Genomic DNA, 23,232 nt, shown 5'->3' on the forward strand with positions numbered 1-23,232 from the left:
CGTAGGCCGGATAAGCGTAGCGCATCCGGCAGTCGATCTTAACCTTTCATATCCCGCAGTCGGCGGCTCAACCAGATGCCGTGGTGTGGGCGCTGACGCCATGCGACCGACGAAATGGTGTGCATGGTGTTCAGATGCCCCAGAACCCGCTGCAGATGCTGCTCCAGGGTGCTTAACGGACCGTGGGACAGCATCTCTGGTGCCTCGAGAATATTCACATCGCCCGAGCTTCCCGGTCCGTCATATTCCAGCCGCTGCTGACAGCGCTGGAGCGCGATTTCGCAGGACTCCAGATACCGCTGTGCCAAATCCGGCGTCAGCATCGTATGTTCCCTCGCCAGCGTGGTCATCGCGTTGATGTGTTCGACAATAAACTGGCTGTGCGTGACCCACAGTTTCATATCTGCCAGATAGTGCGAGTTAAATCCCGGCTCCTGCATTGCCTGATTCAGTGAGTTAAACAGCGTGTTATGCGCCTGGTTGACCCGCATGCGTTGATACGCCAGCGGCGTGGCCTGCGGATCGTTGCTGAGGATCAGGCGAATGGCTTCCTGATCGGCTTCTAACGCATCGTGGGCGTTCTTACGCAACAGACCACTCTGCCACTGCGGCCACAGCCAGAGCGTGCCGCCAAAGGCGATTAAGCAGCCAATCACCGTGTCCACAAACCGCGGTACGATAAATTGTTCCCCGTTCAGCGTCAGCAGTTGCAGGGTGTATACCGCCGTAACCGTAAAGCCAACGGTGGCCCAGCCGTAGTTTTTGCGAATGATCAGATAGCTGCCTAACGTGATCAGCAACATGCCTGCCAGCGTGAAACCTTCCTGAATATGAAAGTGCAATGTGACGCCCGCAATCACCAGTCCGACGAGCGTCCCCACCGAACGATGCAAAATACGCACCCGGGTCGCCCCATAGCCATTTTGCGTGACGAACAGGATCGTCATCAAAATCCAGTAAGGTTTAGGCAGATGTAAGGCGCTACCCATCAGGCTGGCGATACTCAGCATGACGCTTATGCGCCCGGCGTTACGCAGCGCCGGGGATTTCAACGACAGATAGTTTTTCAGCGCCGGGATCAACGGCAACCGCCGCTGTTTGTCTGCCATTAAATCACGGGCATACAGCGGGCGCTGGGTCCGCAGCACACGAGCAATACGGCTGAAGTGCCAGTAGCAAAATTGCCCCACCGGATTGTCCGGATGCTGGTTGGCGATTTTCTCCAGCGAACCAATCTGCTTTTCCATTGAGAAACGAGTCGGTAAGCGGTGATACAAGATATCATCGGCCAGTACGCGCAGGCGGGCGGCGACGGTACGCGCGTTCCAGCGAATCACCTGTTCCGCGTGGCTTCGCTCGACCAGCTTTTGCACCTCTTCCGGCTGATGCAAGCTAACTGAAATATGTTCCTGTAAATCGAGCGCTTCCTGAAAGGCACGCAACAGTCGCTTGTATTCATTATTGTGATGCGCCGACAGCATATGCATTTGCTGGTAGCACTGGGTAATCAGATCCACCGCCTTTTGTTGACGAACCAGCAACGGAGGCAGCGCTTTTTCTGGATCGGCATGCTGGGTCAGCAGACTGTACTTGGCCTCACAGTAATCGGCTAATTCGCGGTACAACAGGCTGAGCGATTCACGCAGTGGCTGCTCACGCCACATCCAGAACCAGAACCAGTTGAACAGACCGTACCACAACGTACCCAGTGCATAGATCAGCAATGGCTCCCAGACGGGCATGTTCCCGGCAAGGCTTAGCGTGAAAATTGCCGCGATGAGTGAGGCTGGCAGCAGTCGCGCATGCAACGGGCTTAGCTCGGCGGTTACGCCAAGAATCAGCGTCAGGCCGGTGAGGATGAGCGGCAGTGGTATATCTTTTGCCAGCAGTAACTGCATGATCAGGCTGCAACCGGCAAACAGCGATGCGCCAATAACTAAACGTTTAAAAAAGCGTTTATGCGGGGTATCAAGACCGGCAATGTTGCAACAGGCAGGGACGAGGGAAAACAGAAGCCCCAGATGAAGCTGACCAATGATAAGACCGACGGCCACAGGTAAACACAGCACCAGGGTCTGTCGTAGTGCGTAGTTGATCTCGGGGTGATAAATCAGTCTTCGCCACATCGGAGCAAACAAAAATGGCGCGCTACCGGGTAACGCGCCATTTCGATGGGATTAACGTGTGCCGTAAACGACGATGGTCTTACCGTGAGCGGAGATCAGGTTCTGATCTTCCAGCATCTTCAGAATACGACCAACGGTCTCACGGGAGCAGCCAACGATCTGGCCGATTTCCTGGCGGGTGATTTTAATCTGCATACCGTCCGGGTGAGTCATCGCGTCAGGCTGTTTTGCCAGATTCAGCAGAGTCTGAGCAATACGACCGGTGACGTCGAGGAAGGCAAGGTTGCCTACTTTTTCAGACGTGACCTGCAGGCGACGAGCCATCTGAGAAGACAGGCGCATCAGAATATCCGGGTTGACCTGGATTAATTGGCGAAATTTTTTGTATGAAATTTCAGCGACTTCACATGCGGTTTTGGCCCGTACCCAAGCGCTACGTTCCTGGCCTTCTTCGAAGAGGCCTAATTCACCAATAAAATCGCCCTGATTCAGATAAGAAAGGATCATTTCTTTCCCTTCTTCATCTTTGATCAGCACTGCCACTGAGCCTTTAACGATGTAATACAACGTTTCCGCTTTTTCACCCTGGTGAATCAGCGTGCTCTTCGATGGGTACTTATGAATATGGCAATGAGACAAGAACCATTCGAGAGTCGGGTCTGTTTGCGGTTTGCCAAGCACCATGCGCGGTTATCCTCTGTTATAAGCTGTCTCCAGAGCCAGAAAACGACGCTGCCTCTGGGTTTGCAAAAATATGCTTCCCGCTACCTGGGAAAGGGGCTGTCAAAAATAAACTGCAGCCTGTAATGTGATGTCCTCTGCATACATGCAGTACGTCAATGTATTACTGTAGCATCCCGACTGTTTTAGCATAGCTTTCGCCGTGTGTCTCCTGGTGTCTCGCTTCAGCATGACGCAGGTCGCCTTCCATTGCGAGAATTGTTATGTGCGCGTAATCTGTCAGGAAAATTGAAACATTGGAGTTACGAAATATGCAAGCGCGTGTAAAGTGGGTTGAGGGGTTAACCTTCCTCGGTGAGTCCGCCTCTGGCCACCAAATTTTGATGGACGGTAACTCCGGTGATAAAGCGCCGAGCCCGATGGAAATGGTATTAATGGCTGCTGGCGGTTGTAGCGCAATTGACGTGGTGTCGATCCTGCAAAAGGGCCGTCAGGATGTGACCAACTGCGAAGTGAAGCTGACCTCAGAGCGCCGCGATGAAGCGCCGCGCCTGTTTACCCACATCAACCTGCATTTCATCGTAACGGGTAAAGATCTGAAAGATGCGTCCGTCGCGCGCGCCGTCGATCTTTCTGCGGAAAAATACTGCTCCGTGGCGTTGATGCTGGAAAAGGCGGTGAATATTACCCACTCCTATGAAGTGGTTGCTGCGTAATACGTGATGCCCGATAAGCGTAGCGCCATCGGGCACATCCCGTACATCACTCTATCTTTTTACCTTCCATCAATCGCTGGACCAGCGGCAGCATAATCAATTCCATCGCCAGACCCATTTTGCCGCCAGGTACGACTAATGTATTGATGTGGGAAATGAATGAGCCTTGCAGCATGGCCAGAAGCCACGGAAAGTCGATCCCTTCCAGATTACGAAAATGAATGACCACAAAGCTTTCGTCCAGCGACGGAATGCTCTTGGCTGCAAAGGGGTTTGAGGTATCGACGGTGGGTACGCGCTGAAAGTTAATGTGCGTACGGGAAAACTGCGGCGTGATGTAATTGATGTAATCGTCCATTGAGCGCACAACCGAGTCCATCACCGCTTCACGCGAGTGTCCACGCTCGCTGGTATCGCGGGTCAGCTTTTGGATCCATTCCAGGTTAACGATCGGCACCACGCCGACCAGAAGATCGACATGCCGGGCCACATTTTGCTGTGGAGTGACGACGCCGCCGTGTAGCCCTTCATAGAACAGGACATCCGTCGGTTCAGGCAATGGCTGCCAGGGGGTAAACGTTCCCGGGACCTGGTTCCACGGTACGGCTTCATCGTAGGTGTGCAGATATTTACGCGACTGACCTGTTCCCGTCTGGCCGTATTCAATGAAGGTTTGTTCCAGCAGACCAAAGTCATTGGCTTCGGGACCGAAATAGCTGATATGCCGCCCGGCATCGCGCGCTTTGCGAATCGCCATGTCCATTTCTGGACGGGTATAGCGATGAAAACTGTCACCTTCCACCTCGGCGGCGCGCAGATTTAGCTGCGCGAAAATTTTACGAAACGCGAGGCTGGTGGTGGTGGTCCCCGCGCCGCTGGATCCTGTTACCGCAATCACCGGATGTTTGGCAGACATAACAACTCCATGAATAGGTTGATTTTTTATTATAGTCAGCCGTCGGCTACGGATTACTCGTGAATCTGCTTCCTCGGCATGATGTTGACCGTTTCATGCAGTTCGGACCACACCAGGACGGCTTCACCTGATTGTAGTTGGCGTTTGACGTCGGCGACTTTTTGTTCGAGCGAGCGTTCATGTTCACCATAATCGGTGCCTTCGCGCAAGACAAAGCTTTCAATCAGATTGTCCAGTGCGTCCGGGGAGATGTCTTGCCAGGGGATAATCATGATGACGCCTCCAGATACGTTGTCAGCCAGTCGGGAATTCTTGATTCCAGCCACATCTCAGGGCGGCGCACCGTGCCGCCAATAAATCCGACGTGTCCACCGTGTTCAGTTAACTGGTACTCCACCTGTGAGGGCAGGTTTTCCGGTTCAGGGATCACGTGATGATCCATAAACGGATCGTCCTTGGCATGGATAATCAGCGTCGGTTTGGCGATCTGATTAAGCAATGGCATGGCGCTACACTGGCGGTAATAGTCTATAGCATCGGCAAAACCGTGGATTTTGGCGGTGATCAGATCGTCAAAATCACGAATGCGACGCAGGGATTTCAACTGGGTCAGACTCACCGGCAGCGAACCCGGATAGGCCTGTAGCTTACGCGAGGCGTTAGCTTTCAACAGATTGAGCAGATAGCGTTGGTAGACGCGTGAGAACCCCTTCTCCATATGGTAGCTACAGGCTTCCAGCACGAAAGGCGCAGAGACAATAACCGCTGCATCAATGGGAATGTCGTTGCCTTCTTTGGCCAGCAGGCAGGCCAGCATGTTCCCGCCGAGTGAATAGCCTACCGCCGCGGTCGGCACACGACCAAACTCGCGCTCCAGCCAATGTAAAAACCAGGTGCCATCTTCTGTTTCACCAGAATGATAAATACGGTTGAGACGATTTGGCTCGCCGCTGCAGCCGCGAAAATGCATAACCACGCCCAGCCAGCCACGCTTTTGCGCTGCTTCAATCAGGCCATGTGCGTACGGGCTGTTCAGACTGCCTTCCAGACCGTGAAAAACCACCAGGCGCGGTTTGTGCTTCGCCTGTTGCGGATCTTCACTCCATGCCAGATCGACAAAGTCACCGTCGGGTAATTCCAGACGCTGCCAATGGGCGTCGAACTTCACCTTGCGGCGAATTAAACGCGGCAGCATTGTCTGCAAATGGCGGTTACTGATACCGCGCATCGGGCGGAATTCTCGCGAATCATCAGTAGGCGGGATCATTTCTGTGGACGTGATTTCAACCATAACACCAGAGCAATTAATAATCGGAAAGAATAACTATACCGCGCGCAGCGCTTGCGGGTTAGCCAATATGTGATTTTGTCGCTAGTCAGTCAGCAGGTTACGCGAGAAAAGATGAAAATCGACGTCGGGCTTTCGTCGCCACAGGCGAGCTTTACGCGTCCCTGTCGCTACGCTTTCTCCGGTATCTTCAAACATTCCTGACGCTTCAAAGCGGCGAATCAGACTTTTACGCTGGATCGACTGACCGAGGATCACCTCGGTGGCTTCGAGCAGTTGCCCATGGGTAAATGTCTCCGGCAAGCAGTATACAGGCAGGAGTGAGTACATCGTTTTTTGCCGTAAGCGATGCAGGGCCGCCGTAATGATATCTCCGTGGTCGAACGCGAGTGAATAATTTTTCAGCTCATCAACCGGGACCCAACGGGCATTGCTGACGCTGGCGATGTGCGGCGCACAGTCTACCCAGGCGATTAGCGCAAACCAGGTAACCGTCAGACTCCAGCCGCGCGGGTCGCGATCCGGGCCGGAAAAGGTATCCAGTTGTTCCAACCACGAAGGCAAAACACCTGTTTTTTCAGTGAGCTTGCGTAGCGCTGTGGCGCGAGTGGAGTCATCGTGCTCGATATCAATGAAGCCACCTGGTAATCCCCAACACCCTTTTTGCGGCTGGTTTGCACGTTCAACCAGTAATACGCACAGCGCCTGTTGATGCAGGGTAAACAGCACGCTATCGACCGTCACCAGAGGTGAGGGAAAGCGGCGGGCATCGTATTGATTCAGGTAGTCGGCTTCGGTGGTCATAAAGTACTCACGATGATTTGCAACGCCCACAAGTGTACCAGTCCAATACCGGGGGGCAAGGTTCGTTTTTTCTTATTATTTATCAGTTGATTATGGCGCAGTCTAAAAAAATGCATTTTGTGCTTGCTTAATATGTGTCTTAGGGACATTATTAATTGTGTCGAAGGGACACAATTAAAGGTGAGCGTGATGAGCATAAAACTGACACTAACGTTGGACGACCAGAGCTACGGAGTGACACACGGTGTTTTTCCTGATGGCGCCGTCTGGTTGAAGGTTACTGAAGTATTACCTCCCTTTGCTCGTCTGATGCGCATTCGTGCGACGGCGATGCGCGACATGAACGACTTTATGCTGTTGGCGCAACTGGTGGAGGCGGTTCGCCATCAAACGGATGTACTGGTCAGTCATCTCGAGCTTCCCTGGTTGCCGTGGGCACGTCAGGATCGCCATATGGTGGCGGGTGATAGCTTTGCGCTGAAAGTCTTTGCCAGCCAGCTCAATACGCTGCAATTCGATAAGGTGAAGGTGCTCGATCCGCACAGCGACGCGGCGGCGGCAGCTATCAATAATTTTGTGGCGATTTCACAAGAGACTTGCCTGCTGCACAGCGCGACTTTGCAGCGCCAGTTCCAGCAAAAAACGCTAATGCTGGTCGCCCCCGATGCCGGAGCGCTGAAGAAAATTGATGCCGTTGCCAGAGCGGTCGGTGTAGCGGAGTACGCCGTCCTGAGCAAAAAACGCGATGTAGCAAGTGGCAAGCTGACGGGATTTGCTTTAGTGGCTGGAGACGTGAGGGGCAGGGATATGCTGATTGTTGATGACCTGTGTGATGCCGGCGGTACGTTCATCGGCTCTGCGCAGGTACTCCGTGATGCTGGCGCCCGTAGCGTCAGCCTGTATGTTACCCACGGTCTTTTCACTAAGGGCGTCGAACACCTGTTTGCGAACGGTATTGATGCTATCTACACCACCACCTCTTTCGCTGCCCCGACGCTGGAACATCCGCAGCTTGAGCTTATCGATATTGACGCGATTTACCGCGCCTGAGGGAGATACTGATTATGAAAATGAACCCGATTCTGGCTATCGACGGCTACAAAGTTTCTCACCGCGTACAGTATCCGCAAGGAACCAGCCGCGTGTATTCCAACTTTACCCCGCGCAGCGATCGCTTTTTCTCCTCGCCGTTGGTGGATGGAAAACTGGTGTTTTTTGGTCTGCAAGGTTTTCTGCAGTGGTTTCTGGTTGATCTGTTTAACGAGGCGTTCTTTGCCCGTCCGGAAGACGAGGTGGTCAGGGAATACAAACAGGTCATGGACAGCTATCTCGGCAAAGATGCGGTAGCAGTTGATCATATCCGCGCCCTGCATCAGTTGGGCTATTTGCCGCTGCACATCAAAGCGCTGGATGAAGGCAGCAAAGTGCCGATGGCGGTGCCCGTTTTAACTATCATCAATACCCAACCTGAGTTTTTCTGGTTGGTGAATTACCTGGAGACCGTGCTGTCGGCAGAACTGTGGAAGGCGTCAACAAATGCCACCATTGCTCATCACTATCGTAAAATCTGCGCGCGCTGGGCACAGAAAACCTGTAGCGACCTGACGCACCTGGACTTCCAGTGCCATGACTTTTCCTTTCGCGGTATGGCCGGATTGCAGGACACCATGCAGGCGGGCAGCGGCCACTTGTTGAGCTTTAAAGGGACCGACAGTATTCCATCTCTGCTGTACGCCCGCGATTATTACACCGACGGCGAGCCCTATTTTATCGGCGCCAGCATTCCGGCGACCGAGCACAGCGTGATGTGTATGGGTGAGCGCGAGCATGAGATTGAAACCTTCCGCCGCCTGATTGCCGATCTCTACCCGCAGGGATTTGTGTCGATTGTCTCTGATACGTGGGATTACTGGCAGGTACTGACGGAGTACACCCGCGAGCTGAAGAACATCATTCTGGCGCGGGAGGGACGGGTGGTTTTCCGTCCGGACAGCGGTAACCCTGTTGAGATCCTGTGCGGTACTGGCGCGGATGAGGATACCCGAGCCGATCGTACGGCACAGGAGAAAGGCTCTGTGGAGGTGCTGTGGGAGATATTTGGCGGCACGGTTAACGCCAAAGGCTACAAGGTGCTCGACCCACATGTGGGGCTGATTTATGGCGATTCCATCACCCTTGAGCGGGCGAATGAGATCCTGCGTCGTCTGGAAGCGAAAGGTTTTGCCAGTTCAAATGTGGTGTTTGGCGTCGGTTCTTTTACCTATCAGTACAACACGCGTGACACCTTCGGTTTTGCGATGAAGGCTACGTGGGGAGAAGTCGACGGTAAAGGGCGGACGATCTTTAAAGAGCCGAAAACCGATAATGGCTTAAAACGCTCTGCCCGTGGTTTGCTGCGTGTGACGAGGAATGAAGCAGGCGATTTATGCCTGCATGACGAACAGACCTGGGAGCAAGAGCAGGAAGGGGAACTGAAAACTCGTTTTCTCAACGGCAAGCTGTTTAACCGTCAGCATTTCGACGAAATCCGCCAGCGTCTGGCGGCGCAAAGGTAATTTCCCGCAAGCGGGTAGCATTACCCGCTTCCTCCTCCCTCCCGGCGTAAATTGATCATCGTCACAAATGGTTACTTCAATTATTACTCTCAAGCTAATGATTCTTTCCTACGCTTAATTGATGACTTTCTCACCAGGGTGCACACTCTTTCCAGTGTTAAGCAATCAAAATGATTAGCTGAATCAGGAGGTTAATAATGTTATCTGGGCAAACGCCAGCACGAGTCTGGAACACCCGCCGCACGGAAAAACAGCGCCGTCTGGCTTCCGTTCCGGTGCAGGGTAAGGTGCTGCCGACCGCAGACCTGACCGCGATGCTGGAAAAACTGATCGCGCCGGGTGACCGCGTGGTATTAGAAGGGAATAACCAAAAGCAGGCAGATTTCTTGTCCCGTATGCTGGCTGAGGTGAACCCGCAGATTGTGCATGACCTGCACATGATCATGCCAAGCGTCGGGCGCAGCGAGCATCTGGATATCTTTGAAAAAGGCATCGCCCGCAAGCTGGATTTCTCCTTCTCCGGCACCCAGAGCCTGCGTATCTCGCAGCTGTTGGAAGATGGTCAGCTGGAAATCGGCGCCATCCATACTTACATCGAACTTTACTCCCGTCTTTACGTCGACCTGGCCCCGAACGTGGCGCTGATTGCCGGTTATAAGGCTGACCGTAAAGGCAACCTCTACACCGGGCCGAGCACCGAAGATACGCCAGCGCTGGTGGAAGCCGCCGCGTTCCACGATGGTATCGTCATCGCACAGGTGAACGAGCTGGTGGATGACGAATGCGACCTGCCGCGCGTGGATATTCCGGGTTCCTGGATTGACTACGTGGTTGTCGCCGACAAGCCGTTCTTTATCGAACCGCTGTTTACCCGTGACCCGCGCCTGATTAAACAGGAACACATCCTGATGGCGATGATGGCGATTAAAGGCATCTACGCGGAGCACCAGGTGCAGTCGCTGAACCACGGTATCGGCTTCAACACCGCGGCGATTGAACTTCTGCTGCCAACCTACGGCGAACAGCTGGGGCTGAAGGGCAAAATCTGTAAACACTGGACTTTGAACCCGCACCCGACTCTGATCCCGGCGATTGAAAGCGGCTGGGTAGAAAGCGTGCACTGCTTCGGCGGCGAACTGGGGATGGAAGAGTACATCCGCGCCCGTCCGGACATCTTCTTCACCGGTTCTGACGGCTCCATGCGCTCCAACCGCGCCTTCTGCCAGCTGGCAGGTCAGTACGCGGTGGATATGTTTATCGGCTCCACCCTGCAAGTTGATGGCTACGCCAACTCCTCAACGGTGACCCGAGGCCGCCTCTCCGGCTTCGGCGGCGCGCCAAATATGGGCCACGATCCGCACGGTCGTCGCCACGCTACCCCAGCCTGGCTGAACATGATCACCGAACCGGATCCGATGCAGCGCGGTAAAAAACTGGTCGTACAGATGGTGGAAACCTTCCAGGCCGGCGTGAAACCGACCTTCGTTGAGAAACTGGATGCGGTGGATGTCGCAAAAGCCTCCGGTATGCCGCTGGCGCCGGTAATGATTTACGGCGACGACGTGACCCACGTGCTGACTGAAGAAGGTATCGCCTACCTCTACCGCGCCAAAGATCTGGAAGAACGCCGCGCGATGGTTGCTGCGGTTGCCGGTATCACCGATATCGGTCTGGGCGTTGACGCGAAACGCGTTGCTGAACTGCGCCAGAGCGGCAAAGTAGTCTATCCGGAAGATATGGGCATTCGTCGTACCGACGCCACCCGTTCGCTGCTGGCAGCCGGTAGCGTCGCTGACCTGGTGGAATGGTCCGGCGGTCTTTACAACCCACCTGCGAAATTCCGGAGCTGGTAATGAAACTTCTGCCCCAGATTCAGGTTGAAGGCGGTGCCGAATGGCTGGCGCGAACCGCCACGCAGTGTCTGATTGACGAAGCACGATTAAGCCCGAAACCCGGTCTGGTGGACAGTCGGGGTAACGGCGCGCACCACGATTTATCGCTTGCGCTAATGGAGCGCTCCGCGCACAGCCTGACCCCCACGTTTCAAGCGCTTGCGCAACAGAGCTGGCAGCGGCCAGCCGATATTGCGCTGAGACAAACCGTAGGGCGACTAGGCCGAGAAGGTGAGAAACAGATGATGGCCGCCACCGACGGCGTGAATACCCACCGCGGCGCGATTTGGGCGCTGGGGCTGCTGGTCAGCGCGGTGGCGATGCACGGCGGCGTGGGCAGCGCGCAGCAGGTAACGATGACCGCCGCCGAGCTGGCAAAACTGCCGGATGCCGCCGCGCCGAAGGTCTTCAGTAAAGGGCTACGCGCCACCCACCGTTATCAGGTGCCGGGTGCCAGAGAAGAGGCGAAGCAGGCGTTTCCGCACGTGATGCAGCGTGCGCTACCGCAGCTTCGCTTAAGCCGCCTTAACGGCAGCAGCGAAACGCACGCCAGGCTCGATGCGCTGATGGCCATCATGACCTCGCTGACCGATACCTGCGTGCTGTCCCGCGCGGGGCTGGAAGGGCTTGATGCCATGCAAGACGGCGCCCGCGCCGTGCTGAGCGCAGGGGGTAGCGCTCATCCGGCAGGCCAGGCGGCCTTAGCGGCGCTCGATAGCCAGATGCTGGCGCTCAACGCTTCGCCGGGCGGGGCAGCCGATTTGCTGGCCGCCACGCTGTTTCTCGATCGCATCGAATCGCCCTATTTCAAGCATTAAGAGGATGTTATGGAACACATTACGTTAACCGTACCGGCCAGCCGCACCTTAAGCGGCAAAGCGCTGGCAGGCGTTGTGGGCTCCGGGGATATGGAGGTGTTATTCACCGCCGACCAGGGCCAGACGTTAACCATTGATATCACCACTTCTGTCGATAACAGCATCAGCCGTTGGGAAGCGCTGTTCAACCGTCTGCAGACGGTCAGCAGCCTGCCGGCGGGCAAACTGACGATCCATGACTTCGGCGCGACGCCGGGTGTGGCGCGCATTCGTATCGAACAGGTATTTGAAGAGGTGAGCTATGCGTGATGATCGCAGTTTTATCGAATTAAAAGCACGCCAGCGTGCGCACGCGCTGCTGGACGAAGGCAGCTACCGTGAACTGCTCGACCCGTTTGAAGGCGTGATGTCGCCGTGGCTCGGCGCGCAGGGCATCGTCCCGCAGGCCGATGACGGCATGGTGGTGGCGAAAGGCACCATTAACGGCAAACCGGCAGTGGTGGTGGCGATTGAAGGAGCGTTCCAGGGCGGCAGTATGGGCGAAGTGTCCGGCGCCAAAATGGCGGCGGCGCTGGAGCTGGCGGCGGAAGATAACCGCAACGGCATCCCGACTCAGGCGGTACTGAGCCTGGAAACCGGCGGCGTGCGCTTGCAGGAAGCCAACCTTGGCCTCGCGGCGATTGCCGATATTCACGCGGCGATTGTGGACCTGCGCCGTTATACCCCGGTGGTCGGCATTGTCGCCGGTACCGTGGGCTGCTTCGGTGGGATGTCCATCGCGGCGGCGCTATGCAGCTATCTGATTGTCACCCGCGAAGCGCGTCTCGGCCTCAACGGCCCGCAGGTTATCGAACAGGAAGCCGGGATTGAAGAGTACGACTCCCGCGACCGTCCGTTTATCTGGAGCATGACCGGTGGCGAAATTCGCTACCAAAGCGGGCTGGTGGAAGCGCTGGTCGACGACGGCGTCAACGCGGTCAAAGCCGCCATGAACGAGGCGCTGGCCAAAGGCGTACCGGCAAAACATCGAACCGATAACTACGACTGGTATCTCGATCGTCTGACCAACTTCGACACGCGCAAACAGGCCGATACCGAACAGATTCATGCGCTCTTTGCCCGGGAGGTGAAATGATGAGTAACGCAATGAGCCGTGGCCAATTATGGCTGGAAACCCTGGTGCCAAACGCTAAACGTATCGAGGGCCTGTGTCCGTCCGTCCAGGCTGCCGACGGCGAGCTGAACGGTGAAACCGCGCGTTTTATCGCGGTCGTTCCCGATGCCAATAACCATTATCCACGCGCAGCCAAAGGCGAAGTAGGTCTGCTGGAAGGCTGGACGCTGGCGAAAGTGGTGAGTGAAACCATCGCCGCTGATGCCGATAAAGCCGTCAAGCGGCCGATTGTGACGGTGATCGACGTGCCGAGTCAGGCCTACGGTCGCCGTGAAGAAGGTTTCGGCATTCACCAGGCGCTGGCCGGTGCCGCGGCGGCGTATGCCAACGCGCGTCTGGCGGGCCACCCGGTGATTGGCCTGATTGTCGGTAAAGCGATGTCCGGCGCGTTTCTGGCGCACGGCTACCAGGCAAACCGCCTGATCGCCTTTAACGATAAAGGAGTGCTGATCCATGCGATGGGTAAAGAGTCGGCGGCGCGCATCACCCTGCGTACCGTTGACGCGCTGGAAAAACTGGCGGCGACCATTCCGCCAATGGCGTATGACATCAGCAACTACGCCACCCTGGGGCTGCTGGAAAATCTGCTGGATATCAGCAATCCGGACGCGCCTTCTGCTTCCGATCTGGCGCTGGTGAAAACCACGCTGCAACAGGCCATCAATGACGCTCGTCAGGACCCGACGCTGAAAAGCCGTCTGGGTGCCGACAATCGCCGCAGCTCTGCCCTCGTACGCGAACGTATGCGAGCAAGCTGGTAAGTAAAAAAGAGACCTGCCGGATGTACGGCTTCATGGGCGCTTTCCGCGCCCATGCGGGCAGCTGCATCTGAAAAAATAATAATCATCGCGCCAGTGCTAACTTTTTTTCATTACAGGTGAAATATGACTTACGTAATTGTTCATGCTCTTGCTCCGATTTTCGTCATTATGTTACTGGGATTCTGGGCCGGGAAGGCCAAAATGGTGGATAACAAGAATGTCTCCCTGCTCAATATCTTCGTGATGGACTTCGCGCTGCCCGCCGCGCTGTTTAGCGCCACGGTACAAACACCGTGGGCTGGCATCGTTGCGCAGTCGCCGCTGATTGTGGTGCTGACGCTGGCAATGTGGATTACCTATGCCGCCATCTACTTTATGGCGACCAAAGTTTTCAAGAAATCTCCACAGGATGCCGCCGTGCTGACCCTGACCGTTGCGCTGCCAAACTACGCCGCGCTGGGTCTGCCGATTCTGGGTAGCGTGCTGGGTGAAACCTCTTCCACCTCGCTTTCCGTTGCCGTTTCCATCGCCTGCGGCTCTGTGCTGATGACGCCGTTCTGCCTGCTGATCCTCGAACGTGAGAAAGCGCGCGCGGAAGGCGGTAACTCCGGTTCTACGCTCTCCATGCTGCCGGTGCTGATGTGGCGTTCGATTAAAAAACCGATCGTGATGGGCCCGCTGTTGGGGGTTATCCTCTCTGCCATTGGTATTAAAATGCCGGAACTGGTGCTGGCGGCTATTAAACCGCTGGGTCTGTCTGCTACTGCGGCGGCGCTGTTCCTGACTGGTGTGATCCTCTCTGCGCGTAAACTGCAGATTAACACCGTGGTGATCACCTCAACTATCGCTAAACTGCTGATTCAACCAGCGATTGCCTGGGGTATCGTGCTGATTTTCGGCCTGCATGGCTCCGTAGCGATTACCGCTATCCTGATGATTGCGCTGTCCGCGGGCTTCTTCGGTGTGGTATTCGGTAACCGCTTTGGCGTGCAGTCGCCGGATGCAGAAGCCGTGCTGCTGTTGAGCTCGGTACTGTGTATCCTGTCGCTGCCGCTGTTTATCTCGCTGACTTCAGGAATCTAAATCATGAGCACAACATTACGTCCACACGACTTAATCTGGCTGAACGCGCGCGACGCGCTCGAAGATGTCACGGAATCCTGGGTGGATACCGTCTGGCATAGCGGTCTGCCGGTAGTGGTGCGGCGTGATGTTGATGCGCAGGGGCGCATTCCCGTGGGTGTCCGCGGGATGAAACGTGAGCAGCGCGCCGCCGGTTGGGTAAAAGCGGAGGCGGTCGTTCGCGTCTGCTCGCCGGAATCGCTGGTTGATCCGCTGTCGCTGCTGCGTTCGCCCTTTATCTCTCAGCCACCGGTTCAGGTGGCTTTGTTATTGGCGCAGCAGGCGTGGCCGTGGACGTGGGGTATTACCGGGAGTACCGGCTATGCGCTGGCGACCGGGATCCCGGTTATCCACGCGGCAAGCGATCTGGATCTGCTGATCCGCGCGCCGCAGCCGCTGGCACGCGAGCCGCTGGCGATGTGGCAGCAGCAACTGACGGGCGGGCTGTGCCGGGCGGATACCCAGGTGGAAACGCCCTGTGGCGCGTTTGCCCTCAACGAATGGCTGCGTGACGGTAAAGCGCTGTTAAAAACCTCACAGGGGCCGCAGTTGGTCCGCGACCCGTGGGGCAGGGAGGAGTCATGAAAATTCTGTTTACCTTTCCGGGGCAGGGAACGCAGCACGCAGGTATGCTGCAAAACCTTCCGGGGACCGAACTGACCCAGGCGCGTGACGTGTTGGGGGCCGAGGTGGATATGCTGGATAGCCCTGAAGCGTTGAAACATACCCGAGCCGTTCAGCTGTCTCTGCTGATTGCCGGCGTTGCCTGGGCGCGCGAGCTGGAACGTCGTGGCGTAGCGCCCGATATCGTGAGCGGGCTGTCGATCGGTGCTTATCCGGCAGCGGTTATCGCGGGTGCGTTGGAATTCAGCGATGCGCTGCGGCTGGTGGCGCTGCGCGGTGACTTAATGGAGCAAGCATACCCACATGGTTACGGTCTGACGGCCATTATGGGGCTGACGCTCAATCAGGTGGAAGCGCTGGTGGCTGATAGCGGTACTTACATCGCCAACCTGAATACGGAAACACAGATTGTGATTGCCGGTACCGATGAAGCGATGGCTGAAGTGGCGAAGCGCGCGATGGCAAAAGGGGCAAGTAAAGCGCATCGCCTGGCGGTGAGCGTGCCATCGCATTGTGAACTGCTGGCCGAGCCTGCACAAAAGCTGGTTGAGGCGTTCAGCCATGTGACGCTTTCCCGTCCACGCTACGCCTACCTGAGCGGCAGTACCGGGCGCGTGCTGTGGCAGCCGGAACGCATTGCCGACGATCTGGCGATGAATATGGCGCGCACGGTGCGTTGGCAGGAGGCGGTTATCTCCGCTAACGAACGTGAAGCGCGGCTGGCGATTGAAATGCCACCCGGTGGCGTGCTGACCTGCCTGACGCGTCAGGCAGCGTGGGAAGGGGAGTCTATCGCCCTGGAACGCAGCGGCGTGGATGTTGCTGTGCACCTGGCAAAACGCCTTCGCGCATGATGTGATGGCCCGATGGCGCTGCGCTTATCGGGCCTACGGCTTGCACCTGATGTAGGCCGGATAAGACGCGTAGCGTCGCCATCCGGCAATCAGGCGTTCTGGTTCAGCGCTCTGGCGTACATGCGCCCTTCGGCGGCCAGCGCCAGCAGGCTTGGGTCGCGCTCGCGGTTGCGGGCAAAGACGATGGCGATAAGCTGCTGCATCTGATACGGCTCGGCGAGCTTTTGCAGCTTCACGGTATTTTCATACATCTTCTTCATTCGCCCCGGCATCAAACAGAAACCCACCCCTGCCTGTACCAGACTGAGCATGGAGAAGATGTCGTTCACCCGCGTGACGATCTCCGGCTCAAATCCGGCGATATGAAACGCTTCCTGGAAACCGGCGTAGGTGGCAAACCCTTCCGCCAGCGAGACAAACTTTTCATGGCGATAGTGGCGCAGGTCCGCCTTCGCGGTGGTATCCAGCCCAGCGGTCATCGGCGCGGCAAGGTAGATATCGTCGTGGAACAGGGGCAGCACTTCGAGGCTGTTGCGGTCGATTTCGCTTTCTGAAATGGAGATGAGGATGGCGTCCAGCACGCCATCTTCCAGCATTTTCAGCAGCGCCTCGTTAGAGCCCATGGTGAGGTCCAGCTCCAGATCCGGGCGGCGCAGCTTCATGCCCATAATCAGGTGCGGTACCGTCTCCAGCGTCAGCGAGTAGAGCGTGCCCACACGTAAACGGCCCTGACCGACGCCCGCCGTTTTGCGGGCCTCTTCCAGCCCGCGTTCCATCAGTTGGGTGACTTCCTGACAGTACTCCAGCAGCGTCCACGCTGCGGGCTGGGCTATCAGGTTGCGGCCTTTATGGACGAACAGCGGGCAACGAACGTTCTCTTCCAGCGTGTGCAACGCCCGGTGAACGCTAACGCCGCTGATATTCAGCACCTCGGCGGTACGGGCGATGTTGCCCTTCTCCATAAAGGTCATGAAGATGGTCAGCTTGCGGAAGGTAATGTCATCGGTGATTGACAGGTTCATCGGCCGCCCTCGGAGGTTAGTCGTTCTGCATCATCTGTTCGAGCTGCTCATGCGCCTCCAGCCACGCCATTTCGCACTCCTCCAGCCCGGATTTGGCGCTGGCCTGCAGCTGCAGACACTCGGTCATTTCCGCTTTACGGCTAGGGTCGTACAGGCTGCTGTCGCCGAGCTTCTCTTCCGCCTGCGCCAGCTGGGCGTTGAGTTTTTCCATCTCTTTTTCCAGACGGGTAATCTCTTTACGCAGCGGCTGCGTTAGGGTGCGGAGTTCAGCTTCGCGACGCTTCTGATCCTTACGCGCCTGGGCGCTGTTCACGCTCTCCTTCGCCGGTTCGTCGCTCTGGTTTTCCTGTTTCTGCACATCGCTCAGCCACTGTTGATAATCTTCCAGATCGCCGTCAAACGGCTCGACTTTCTTGTCGTGCACCAGATAGAGGTCGTCGGTGGTGGAGCGAATCAGATGACGGTCGTGCGAGACCACGACCAGCGCGCCTTCGAAATCGATCAGCGCTTCGGTCAGCGCCTGACGCATATCCAAATCCAGGTGGTTAGTCGGTTCATCAAGCAGCAGCAGGTTCGGGCGCTGCCAGACGATCAGTGCCAGTACCAGACGCGCCTTTTCACCGCCGGAGAAGCGGCGAGTCTCTTCGCTGACTTTATCGCCCTGGAAGCCGAATCCGCCGAGGTAGTCGCGCAGTTTCTGCTCCAGCTCCTGCGGCGCCATGCGCGCCAGATGCTGGATGGGCGATTCATCGGCACGTAAAAACTCCAGCTGATGCTGTGCGAAGTAACCCAGTTTAATGCCCTTGGCGAGCCCGATTTCACCGCTGATGGGGGCCAGTTCGCCCGCCAGCAGCTTAATCAGGGTTGATTTACCCGCGCCGTTACGACCGAGCAGGCCGATGCGTGAACCCGGCACCAGATTCAGTTTGATCGAATCGAGAATGACGCGATCGCCATAGCCGGCGCTGACCTTCTCCATCTTCAAGAGCGGGTTTGGCAGGCTTTCCGGTTGACGGAAGCTGAAGTGGAACGGGTTGTCGACATGCGCAGGGGCAATTAGCTCCATGCGTTCCAGCATTTTGATACGGCTCTGCGCCTGTTTTGCTTTCGTTGCTTTAGCGCGGAAACGATCGATATAGCTTTGCAGATGCGCCACACGCTCCTGCTGACTTTCGTACATCGCCTGTTGCTGCGCGAGGCGGGTGGCGCGCTGGATTTCAAACGCGCTGTAGTTGCCGGTGTACTCGAACATGGTTTGCTGTTCGATATGAATAATTTTATCTACTACCGGATCGAGGAAATCGCGGTCGTGGGAAATCAAAATCAGCGTACCCTGATAGCTTTTCAGCCATCTTTCCAGCCAGATCACTGCGTCAAGATCGAGGTGGTTGGTCGGTTCATCAAGCAGCAGAAGGTCTGAACGGCAAATCAGCGCCTGGGCCAGGTTAAGACGCATACGCCAGCCGCCGGAAAAATCGCTGACCGGACGTTCAAGCTGTTCATTGGAGAAGCCGAGGCCATGCAGCAGGCTTGCCGCGCGTGAGCGTACGGTCCAGGCGTCAATGGCATCCAGCTTGCCATGGACGGTGGCAATAGCGTGTCCATCGTTACGTTCGTTGGCATCGTTCAACTGCGCTTCCAGTTGACGATACTCGCGGTCGCCGTCAATCACGTACTCCAGCGCGGGCTGTGGCAATGCTGGCGTTTCCTGATTAACCCAGGCGAGCTGCCAGTTTCCCGGATAGGTAAATCCTCCGGCGTCAGCGCTGATTTCATTTTTCAGCAATGCCAGCAGAGTAGATTTACCGCAGCCATTTTTGCCCACCAGACCAACTTTCTGCCCTGGATTAATGGTGGCCGTGGCATTGTCCAGCAAGACGCGCACGCCGCGACGAATTTGTAACGATGAGAAAACAATCATAAGGCGCCGTATGTTCAGACTATGTTAATTTATCATTATGATAATGTAATGTGCGGGCCGTTTGCCGCACCGAGGCGCAATGGTAGCCCAAAACGTCGAAAATAGACAAAAGACAAAACCGGGAGGGGGATGATGTTCCAGCCAGCGAAAGTCTTGCTGCTGTATGCCCATCCGGAATCTCAGGACTCGGTCGCGAACCGTGTTCTGCTTAAACCGGCCATGCAGCTCAGCAATGTTACCGTGCACGACCTTTACGCGCACTATCCTGATTTTTTTATCGATATTCCGCATGAACAGGCGCTGCTGCGTGAGCATGATGTGATTGTTTTTCAACATCCTCTCTACACCTATAGCTGCCCGGCGCTGTTAAAGGAGTGGTTTGACCGCGTACTGAGCCGCGGATTTGCCAGCGGTCCCGGAGGGAATCAACTGGCGGGAAAGTACTGGCGAAGCGTCATTACCACCGGTGAACCCGAAAGCGCATACCGTTATGACGCGCTGAACCGTTATCCGATGAGCGATGTACTGCGCCCTTTTGAACTAACGGCCGGTATGTGCCGCATGCACTGGATGAGCCCAATCATTGTTTACTGGGCAAGGCGGCAAACGAAGCAGGAACTGGACAGTCATGCTAAAGCGTACGGTGACTGGCTGGTGAATCCGATTCCTGTGGGAGGCCGCTGATGGAAGGCTCTGATTTATTGACAGCGGGAGTGTTGTTCCTCTTTGCGGCGGTAGCTGCGGTGCCGCTGGCATCGCGGCTGGGTATTGGCCCGGTATTAGGGTACTTGCTGGCGGGGATCGCTATCGGCCCGTGGGGATTAGGATTCATTAGCGATGTGGATGAAATCCTGCACTTTTCCGAACTGGGCGTCGTCTTTTTGATGTTCATCATTGGGCTGGAACTTAACCCGGCCAAGTTATGGCAATTGCGGCGTTCAATTTTTGGTGTCGGTGCCGCGCAGGTGATGCTGAGCGCAGTGGTGCTGGCTGGCTTGCTGATGCTCACTGCGTTCTCCTGGCAAGCGGCAGTGGTCGGCGGCATTGGTCTGGCGATGTCATCGACCGCTATGGCGCTACAGTTGATGCGCGAAAAAGGCATGAACCGTAGCGAATCCGGGCAACTGGGTTTTTCTGTGCTGCTGTTCCAGGATTTGGCAGTGATCCCTGCACTGGCGCTGGTTCCACTGCTGGCGGGGTCTGCCGATGAACATTTTGACTGGATCAAAGTGGGCATGAAGGTGTTGGCTTTCGCCGGCATGTTGATTGGCGGACGCTATTTGCTGCGCCCTGTTTTCCGCTTCATTGCGGGTTCTGGCGTGCGGGAAGTGTTCACCGCTGCTACGCTGCTGCTGGTACTGGGTTCTGCGCTATTTATGGATGCGCTGGGATTGTCGATGGCGCTGGGAACGTTTATCGCGGGCGTGCTGCTGGCGGAAAGCGAATACCGCCATGAGTTGGAAACGGCAATCGATCCTTTTAAAGGTCTGTTGCTCGGACTGTTTTTTATCTCCGTTGGCATGTCGCTCAATCTCGGCGTGCTCTATACCCATATTCTGTGGGTAGCGGCGAGCGTAATCGTGCTGGTGGTCGTAAAAATGCTGGTGCTGTATGTGCTGGCACGACTGAACGGCATGAGAAGCTCTGAACGAATGCAGTTTGCCGGCGTGTTAAGCCAGGGCGGTGAATTCGCTTTCGTGCTGTTTTCAACGGCATCCTCGCAACGACTGTTTCAGGGCGATCAAATGGCGCTACTGCTGGTGACCGTCACGTTGTCGATGATGACCACGCCGCTGGTGATGAAGCTGATTGATAAATGGCTCTCCCGCCAGTTTAACGGCCCGGATGAAGAAGATGAAAAACCCTGGGTGGAGGATGATAAACCGCAGGTCATTGTCGTGGGGTTTGGGCGTTTTGGTCAGGTTATCGGTCGCTTACTGATGGCCAATAAAATGCGTATTACCGTCCTGGAGCGAGATATCAGCGCGGTGAATTTGATGCGCAAATATGGCTATAAGGTCTATTACGGTGATGCCACCCAAGTGGATCTGCTGCGTTCCGCGGGGGCTGAAGCGGCACAATCCATCGTCATTACTTGTAATGAACCCGAAGACACCATGAAACTGGTGGAACTTTGCCAACAGTACTTTCCGCATTTACATATTCTTGCGCGAGCGCGCGGACGTGTAGAGGCACATGAGTTATTACAGGCTGGTGTGACGCAGTTTTCCCGCGAAACCTTCTCCAGTGCGCTGGAGCTGGGGCGTAAAACGCTGGTTACGTTGGGGATGCATCCGCACCAGGCTCAGCGTGCTCAGCTGCATTTTCGGCGGCTCGATATGCGCATGTTGCGGGAACTGATCCCCATGCATACCGACACGGTACAAATCTCGCGAGCCAGGGAAGCCCGGCGTGAACTGGAGGAGATCTTCCAGCGTGAGATGCAGCAAGAACGACGTCAGCTGGATGGCTGGGATGAATTTGAGTAGAGGTAATCATGGCAATTCGTAAACGTTTTATTGCAGGCGCAAAATGTCCGTCCTGCCAGGCACAGGATTCGCTGGCGATGTGGCGCGAAAATAATATCGATATTGTTGAGTGTGTTAAGTGTGGTCATCAGATGCGGGAAGCCGATAAAGAGGCGCGCGAACATGTTCGCAAAGAAGAGCAAGTGATCGGGATTTTTCATCCGGACTAGCGATATGGCGCAGCTTTTTTTAAGCTAGAGGGTACACAGGTGCAGAATTCCGCTACAATCTGCGCCACTATTCTTTCCATGCTCAGGAGATATCATGAAAGTAGCAAAGGACCTGGTGGTCAGCCTGGCCTATCAGGTACGTACAGAAGACGGTGTGTTGGTTGATGAGTCTCCGGTGAGTGCACCGCTGGACTACCTGCATGGTCACGGTTCTCTGATTTCTGGCCTGGAAACAGCGCTGGACGGTCATGAAGTTGGCGACAAATTCGACGTTGCTGTTGGCGCAAACGACGCGTACGGTCAGTACGACGAAAACCTGGTGCAGCGCGTTCCTAAAGACGTCTTCATGGGCGTTGACGAACTGCAGGTTGGCATGCGTTTCCTGGCTGAAACTGACCAGGGTCCAGTACCGGTAGAAATTACCGAAGTGGAAGACGACCACGTTGTGGTTGACGGTAACCACATGCTGGCTGGTCAGAACCTGAAATTCAACGTAGAAGTTGTTGCTATCCGCGAAGCGACCGAAGAAGAACTGGCTCATGGCCACGTTCACGGCGCGCACGGTCACGACCACGATCATGACCACGGTCACGATGGTTGCTGCGGTGGTCACGGCCACGACCATGGTCACGAGCACGGTGGCGAAGGCTGCTGCGGCGGTGGCGGTAAAGGTAACGGCGGCGGCTGCGGTTGCCACTAATACCCTTCGTCTTTCAACCCACAGCGGTGTTGGCTGCGCTTTCAAATCCCGGTCACATAGTTATCTATGCTCCCGGGACTTCCTCAAGCTTGCCGCCTTGCTGTGATTTGAAATTCTTTGGGTATATGTGAGTAGGCCTGCTAAGCGTTCGCGCTATCGGGCACAAAAAAAGCGGGATATTCCCGCTTTTTTTTACGTCTTAATAATGTGGCGGCGGGGTCTCTTCGGACTGAGCCGCGATGTGGGACGGCTGCGTGGCTTTCAGCTTCTCAGTCAGTAGACGCAGATGATCGCGTAGTTTGGCCATTTCCAGTTCATGCGCAGTTACCGTCACGTTGAGCTCTTCAATGGTGATTTCCTGAAATGCCAGGCGGCTTTCCAGCTCGGCCAGGCGAGTTTCCAATGTTGTATCCTGCATGATTCACCTCTTTCTTTTTCTCCGGCAGATCGCGGACTGCGGCGAATTCTACTTAACTTTGCCTGTTTGCACAGCACTCAATCTTCAGCAACGAAACTAATTTAAACAAAAAGAGTCTGAAAAGTGGTGATAATAGGGCGTG

The 23,232-nt window shown here is 55.9% G+C and carries 23 protein-coding genes and 1 pseudogene; 15 read left to right on the forward strand and 9 right to left on the reverse strand.

The window, feature by feature from the left end:
- Positions 1-38: 38 nt before the first annotated feature.
- Together FDX04_RS02220 and crp are read right to left on the reverse strand one after the other, a co-directional pair.
- Complete coding sequence (locus tag FDX04_RS02220; protein ID WP_137361496.1) at positions 39-2,126, reverse strand: YccS/YhfK family putative transporter; 2,088 nt, start codon at positions 2,124-2,126, stop codon at positions 39-41.
- Positions 2,127-2,177: 51 nt separating this feature from the next.
- Positions 2,178-2,810: a cAMP-activated global transcriptional regulator CRP gene (gene crp, locus FDX04_RS02225; protein ID WP_000242758.1), complete on the reverse strand. Its 633-nt coding sequence runs from the start codon at positions 2,808-2,810 to the stop codon at positions 2,178-2,180.
- 308 nt (positions 2,811-3,118) lie between these two features.
- Between crp and FDX04_RS02230 the strand changes: the two genes are divergently transcribed.
- Complete coding sequence (locus tag FDX04_RS02230; RefSeq protein WP_137370398.1) at positions 3,119-3,523, forward strand: OsmC family protein; 405 nt, start codon at positions 3,119-3,121, stop codon at positions 3,521-3,523.
- A gap of 46 nt (positions 3,524-3,569) precedes the next feature.
- Here the strand turns inward: FDX04_RS02230 and FDX04_RS02235 are convergent, their stop codons facing one another.
- The 4 genes and pseudogenes from FDX04_RS02235 to FDX04_RS02250 form a co-directional block, all read right to left on the reverse strand.
- Positions 3,570-4,439 (reverse strand): phosphoribulokinase, encoded by an 870-nt coding sequence (locus FDX04_RS02235; RefSeq protein WP_042312044.1) that lies wholly within the window; start codon positions 4,437-4,439, stop codon positions 3,570-3,572.
- A gap of 53 nt (positions 4,440-4,492) precedes the next feature.
- Positions 4,493-4,711 carry a YheU family protein gene (locus FDX04_RS02240; RefSeq protein WP_003023615.1) on the reverse strand — a complete coding sequence of 73 codons (219 nt, stop codon included), beginning with the start codon at positions 4,709-4,711 and terminating at the stop codon, positions 4,493-4,495.
- Positions 4,708-5,767: pseudogene (locus tag FDX04_RS02245) on the reverse strand (hydrolase). The gene FDX04_RS02240 and the pseudogene FDX04_RS02245 overlap by 4 nt, the downstream one beginning before the upstream one ends.
- Positions 5,768-5,811: 44 nt before the next feature.
- Entirely contained in the window at positions 5,812-6,531 is a 720-nt protein-coding gene (locus FDX04_RS02250) for an NUDIX domain-containing protein (RefSeq protein WP_137361533.1), read from the reverse strand.
- A gap of 189 nt (positions 6,532-6,720) precedes the next feature.
- Between FDX04_RS02250 and prs the strand changes: the two genes are divergently transcribed.
- The 10 genes from prs to mdcH all read left to right on the forward strand — a co-directional run bounded on the left by prs (position 6,721) and on the right by mdcH (position 16,331).
- A complete protein-coding gene (gene prs, locus FDX04_RS02255; RefSeq protein ID WP_137361494.1) occupies positions 6,721-7,581 on the forward strand; it encodes a ribose-phosphate diphosphokinase in 861 nt (286 codons plus the stop codon).
- A 14-nt stretch (positions 7,582-7,595) separates the two neighbouring features.
- Positions 7,596-9,086 carry a nicotinate phosphoribosyltransferase gene (locus FDX04_RS02260; protein WP_137361493.1) on the forward strand — a complete coding sequence of 497 codons (1,491 nt, stop codon included), beginning with the start codon at positions 7,596-7,598 and terminating at the stop codon, positions 9,084-9,086.
- 197 nt (positions 9,087-9,283) lie between these two features.
- Positions 9,284-10,939: a malonate decarboxylase subunit alpha gene (gene mdcA / locus FDX04_RS02265; RefSeq protein ID WP_038634792.1), complete on the forward strand. Its 1,656-nt coding sequence runs from the start codon at positions 9,284-9,286 to the stop codon at positions 10,937-10,939.
- Positions 10,939-11,796 carry a triphosphoribosyl-dephospho-CoA synthase gene (locus FDX04_RS02270; RefSeq protein ID WP_137361492.1) on the forward strand — a complete coding sequence of 286 codons (858 nt, stop codon included), beginning with the start codon at positions 10,939-10,941 and terminating at the stop codon, positions 11,794-11,796. Before mdcA ends, FDX04_RS02270 begins: the two co-directional genes overlap by 1 nt.
- A 9-nt stretch (positions 11,797-11,805) precedes the next feature.
- Positions 11,806-12,105 (forward strand): malonate decarboxylase acyl carrier protein, encoded by a 300-nt coding sequence (gene mdcC, locus FDX04_RS02275; protein ID WP_137361491.1) that lies wholly within the window; start codon positions 11,806-11,808, stop codon positions 12,103-12,105.
- Positions 12,098-12,931 carry a biotin-independent malonate decarboxylase subunit beta gene (locus tag FDX04_RS02280; protein ID WP_137361490.1) on the forward strand — a complete coding sequence of 278 codons (834 nt, stop codon included), beginning with the start codon at positions 12,098-12,100 and terminating at the stop codon, positions 12,929-12,931. The genes mdcC and FDX04_RS02280 overlap by 8 nt, the downstream gene beginning before the upstream one ends.
- The gene (gene mdcE, locus FDX04_RS02285) at positions 12,931-13,731 is read left to right on the forward strand and encodes a biotin-independent malonate decarboxylase subunit gamma (protein ID WP_137361532.1); all 801 of its coding nucleotides are present in this window, start codon (positions 12,931-12,933) and stop codon (positions 13,729-13,731) included. The genes FDX04_RS02280 and mdcE overlap by 1 nt, the downstream gene beginning before the upstream one ends.
- A 123-nt stretch (positions 13,732-13,854) precedes the next feature.
- On the forward strand, positions 13,855-14,814 hold the full coding sequence (locus FDX04_RS02290; RefSeq protein WP_079225899.1) for an AEC family transporter: 960 nt from the start codon (positions 13,855-13,857) through the stop codon (positions 14,812-14,814).
- Positions 14,815-14,817: 3 nt separating this feature from the next.
- Entirely contained in the window at positions 14,818-15,438 is a 621-nt protein-coding gene (locus FDX04_RS02295) for a malonate decarboxylase holo-ACP synthase (RefSeq protein WP_137361489.1), read from the forward strand.
- Complete coding sequence (gene mdcH / locus FDX04_RS02300; RefSeq protein ID WP_137370399.1) at positions 15,435-16,331, forward strand: malonate decarboxylase subunit epsilon; 897 nt, start codon at positions 15,435-15,437, stop codon at positions 16,329-16,331. Before FDX04_RS02295 ends, mdcH begins: the two co-directional genes overlap by 4 nt.
- 89 nt (positions 16,332-16,420) lie before the next feature.
- On the opposite strand, the gene FDX04_RS02305 is transcribed toward mdcH, so the two are convergent.
- Together FDX04_RS02305 and FDX04_RS02310 are read right to left on the reverse strand one after the other, a co-directional pair.
- Complete coding sequence (locus FDX04_RS02305) at positions 16,421-17,353, reverse strand: LysR family transcriptional regulator (RefSeq protein WP_137370400.1); 933 nt, start codon at positions 17,351-17,353, stop codon at positions 16,421-16,423.
- A gap of 16 nt (positions 17,354-17,369) precedes the next feature.
- Complete coding sequence (locus FDX04_RS02310) at positions 17,370-19,274, reverse strand: ABC transporter ATP-binding protein (protein ID WP_137370401.1); 1,905 nt, start codon at positions 19,272-19,274, stop codon at positions 17,370-17,372.
- Positions 19,275-19,406: 132 nt separating this feature from the next.
- On the opposite strand from FDX04_RS02310, the gene kefG reads away from it, so the two are divergent.
- The 4 genes from kefG to slyD all read left to right on the forward strand — a co-directional run bounded on the left by kefG (position 19,407) and on the right by slyD (position 22,672).
- A complete protein-coding gene (kefG, locus tag FDX04_RS02315; RefSeq protein ID WP_024136663.1) occupies positions 19,407-19,958 on the forward strand; it encodes a glutathione-regulated potassium-efflux system ancillary protein KefG in 552 nt (183 codons plus the stop codon).
- Positions 19,958-21,763: a glutathione-regulated potassium-efflux system protein KefB gene (gene kefB, locus FDX04_RS02320; RefSeq protein WP_038634774.1), complete on the forward strand. Its 1,806-nt coding sequence runs from the start codon at positions 19,958-19,960 to the stop codon at positions 21,761-21,763. Before kefG ends, kefB begins: the two co-directional genes overlap by 1 nt.
- Before the next feature lie 8 nt (positions 21,764-21,771).
- Positions 21,772-21,972, forward strand: coding sequence for a YheV family putative zinc ribbon protein (locus FDX04_RS02325; protein ID WP_005121675.1), 201 nt, complete (start codon positions 21,772-21,774; stop codon positions 21,970-21,972).
- Positions 21,973-22,066: 94 nt separating this feature from the next.
- A complete protein-coding gene (slyD, locus tag FDX04_RS02330) occupies positions 22,067-22,672 on the forward strand; it encodes a peptidylprolyl isomerase (protein ID WP_003023634.1) in 606 nt (201 codons plus the stop codon).
- A 199-nt stretch (positions 22,673-22,871) separates the two neighbouring features.
- On the opposite strand, the gene FDX04_RS02335 is transcribed toward slyD, so the two are convergent.
- Entirely contained in the window at positions 22,872-23,090 is a 219-nt protein-coding gene (locus FDX04_RS02335) for a protein SlyX (RefSeq protein ID WP_079225904.1), read from the reverse strand.
- Positions 23,091-23,232: the final 142 nt, after the last annotated feature.

Source organism: Citrobacter sp. wls615 (genome assembly GCF_005281355.1).
GTDB classification, from domain to species: domain Bacteria; phylum Pseudomonadota; class Gammaproteobacteria; order Enterobacterales; family Enterobacteriaceae; genus Citrobacter; species Citrobacter werkmanii.

Bases quoted from the DNA above. Each gene is read 5' to 3' on its own strand.
- FDX04_RS02220 (WP_137361496.1), bottom strand. From the start codon at position 2,126: ATGTGGCGAAGACTGATTTATCACCCCGAGATCAACTACGCACTACGA.
- crp (WP_000242758.1), bottom strand. From the start codon at position 2,810: ATGGTGCTTGGCAAACCGCAAACAGACCCGACTCTCGAATGGTTCTTG.
- FDX04_RS02230 (WP_137370398.1), top strand. From the start codon at position 3,119: ATGCAAGCGCGTGTAAAGTGGGTTGAGGGGTTAACCTTCCTCGGTGAG.
- FDX04_RS02235 (WP_042312044.1), bottom strand. From the start codon at position 4,439: ATGTCTGCCAAACATCCGGTGATTGCGGTAACAGGATCCAGCGGCGCG.
- FDX04_RS02240 (WP_003023615.1), bottom strand. From the start codon at position 4,711: ATGATTATCCCCTGGCAAGACATCTCCCCGGACGCACTGGACAATCTG.
- FDX04_RS02250 (WP_137361533.1), bottom strand. From the start codon at position 6,531: ATGACCACCGAAGCCGACTACCTGAATCAATACGATGCCCGCCGCTTT.
- prs (WP_137361494.1), top strand. From the start codon at position 6,721: ATGAGCATAAAACTGACACTAACGTTGGACGACCAGAGCTACGGAGTG.
- FDX04_RS02260 (WP_137361493.1), top strand. From the start codon at position 7,596: ATGAAAATGAACCCGATTCTGGCTATCGACGGCTACAAAGTTTCTCAC.
- mdcA (WP_038634792.1), top strand. From the start codon at position 9,284: ATGTTATCTGGGCAAACGCCAGCACGAGTCTGGAACACCCGCCGCACG.
- FDX04_RS02270 (WP_137361492.1), top strand. From the start codon at position 10,939: ATGAAACTTCTGCCCCAGATTCAGGTTGAAGGCGGTGCCGAATGGCTG.
- mdcC (WP_137361491.1), top strand. From the start codon at position 11,806: ATGGAACACATTACGTTAACCGTACCGGCCAGCCGCACCTTAAGCGGC.
- FDX04_RS02280 (WP_137361490.1), top strand. From the start codon at position 12,098: ATGCGTGATGATCGCAGTTTTATCGAATTAAAAGCACGCCAGCGTGCG.
- mdcE (WP_137361532.1), top strand. From the start codon at position 12,931: ATGAGTAACGCAATGAGCCGTGGCCAATTATGGCTGGAAACCCTGGTG.
- FDX04_RS02290 (WP_079225899.1), top strand. From the start codon at position 13,855: ATGACTTACGTAATTGTTCATGCTCTTGCTCCGATTTTCGTCATTATG.
- FDX04_RS02295 (WP_137361489.1), top strand. From the start codon at position 14,818: ATGAGCACAACATTACGTCCACACGACTTAATCTGGCTGAACGCGCGC.
- mdcH (WP_137370399.1), top strand. From the start codon at position 15,435: ATGAAAATTCTGTTTACCTTTCCGGGGCAGGGAACGCAGCACGCAGGT.
- FDX04_RS02305 (WP_137370400.1), bottom strand. From the start codon at position 17,353: ATGAACCTGTCAATCACCGATGACATTACCTTCCGCAAGCTGACCATC.
- FDX04_RS02310 (WP_137370401.1), bottom strand. From the start codon at position 19,274: ATGATTGTTTTCTCATCGTTACAAATTCGTCGCGGCGTGCGCGTCTTG.
- kefG (WP_024136663.1), top strand. From the start codon at position 19,407: ATGTTCCAGCCAGCGAAAGTCTTGCTGCTGTATGCCCATCCGGAATCT.
- kefB (WP_038634774.1), top strand. From the start codon at position 19,958: ATGGAAGGCTCTGATTTATTGACAGCGGGAGTGTTGTTCCTCTTTGCG.
- FDX04_RS02325 (WP_005121675.1), top strand. From the start codon at position 21,772: ATGGCAATTCGTAAACGTTTTATTGCAGGCGCAAAATGTCCGTCCTGC.
- slyD (WP_003023634.1), top strand. From the start codon at position 22,067: ATGAAAGTAGCAAAGGACCTGGTGGTCAGCCTGGCCTATCAGGTACGT.
- FDX04_RS02335 (WP_079225904.1), bottom strand. From the start codon at position 23,090: ATGCAGGATACAACATTGGAAACTCGCCTGGCCGAGCTGGAAAGCCGC.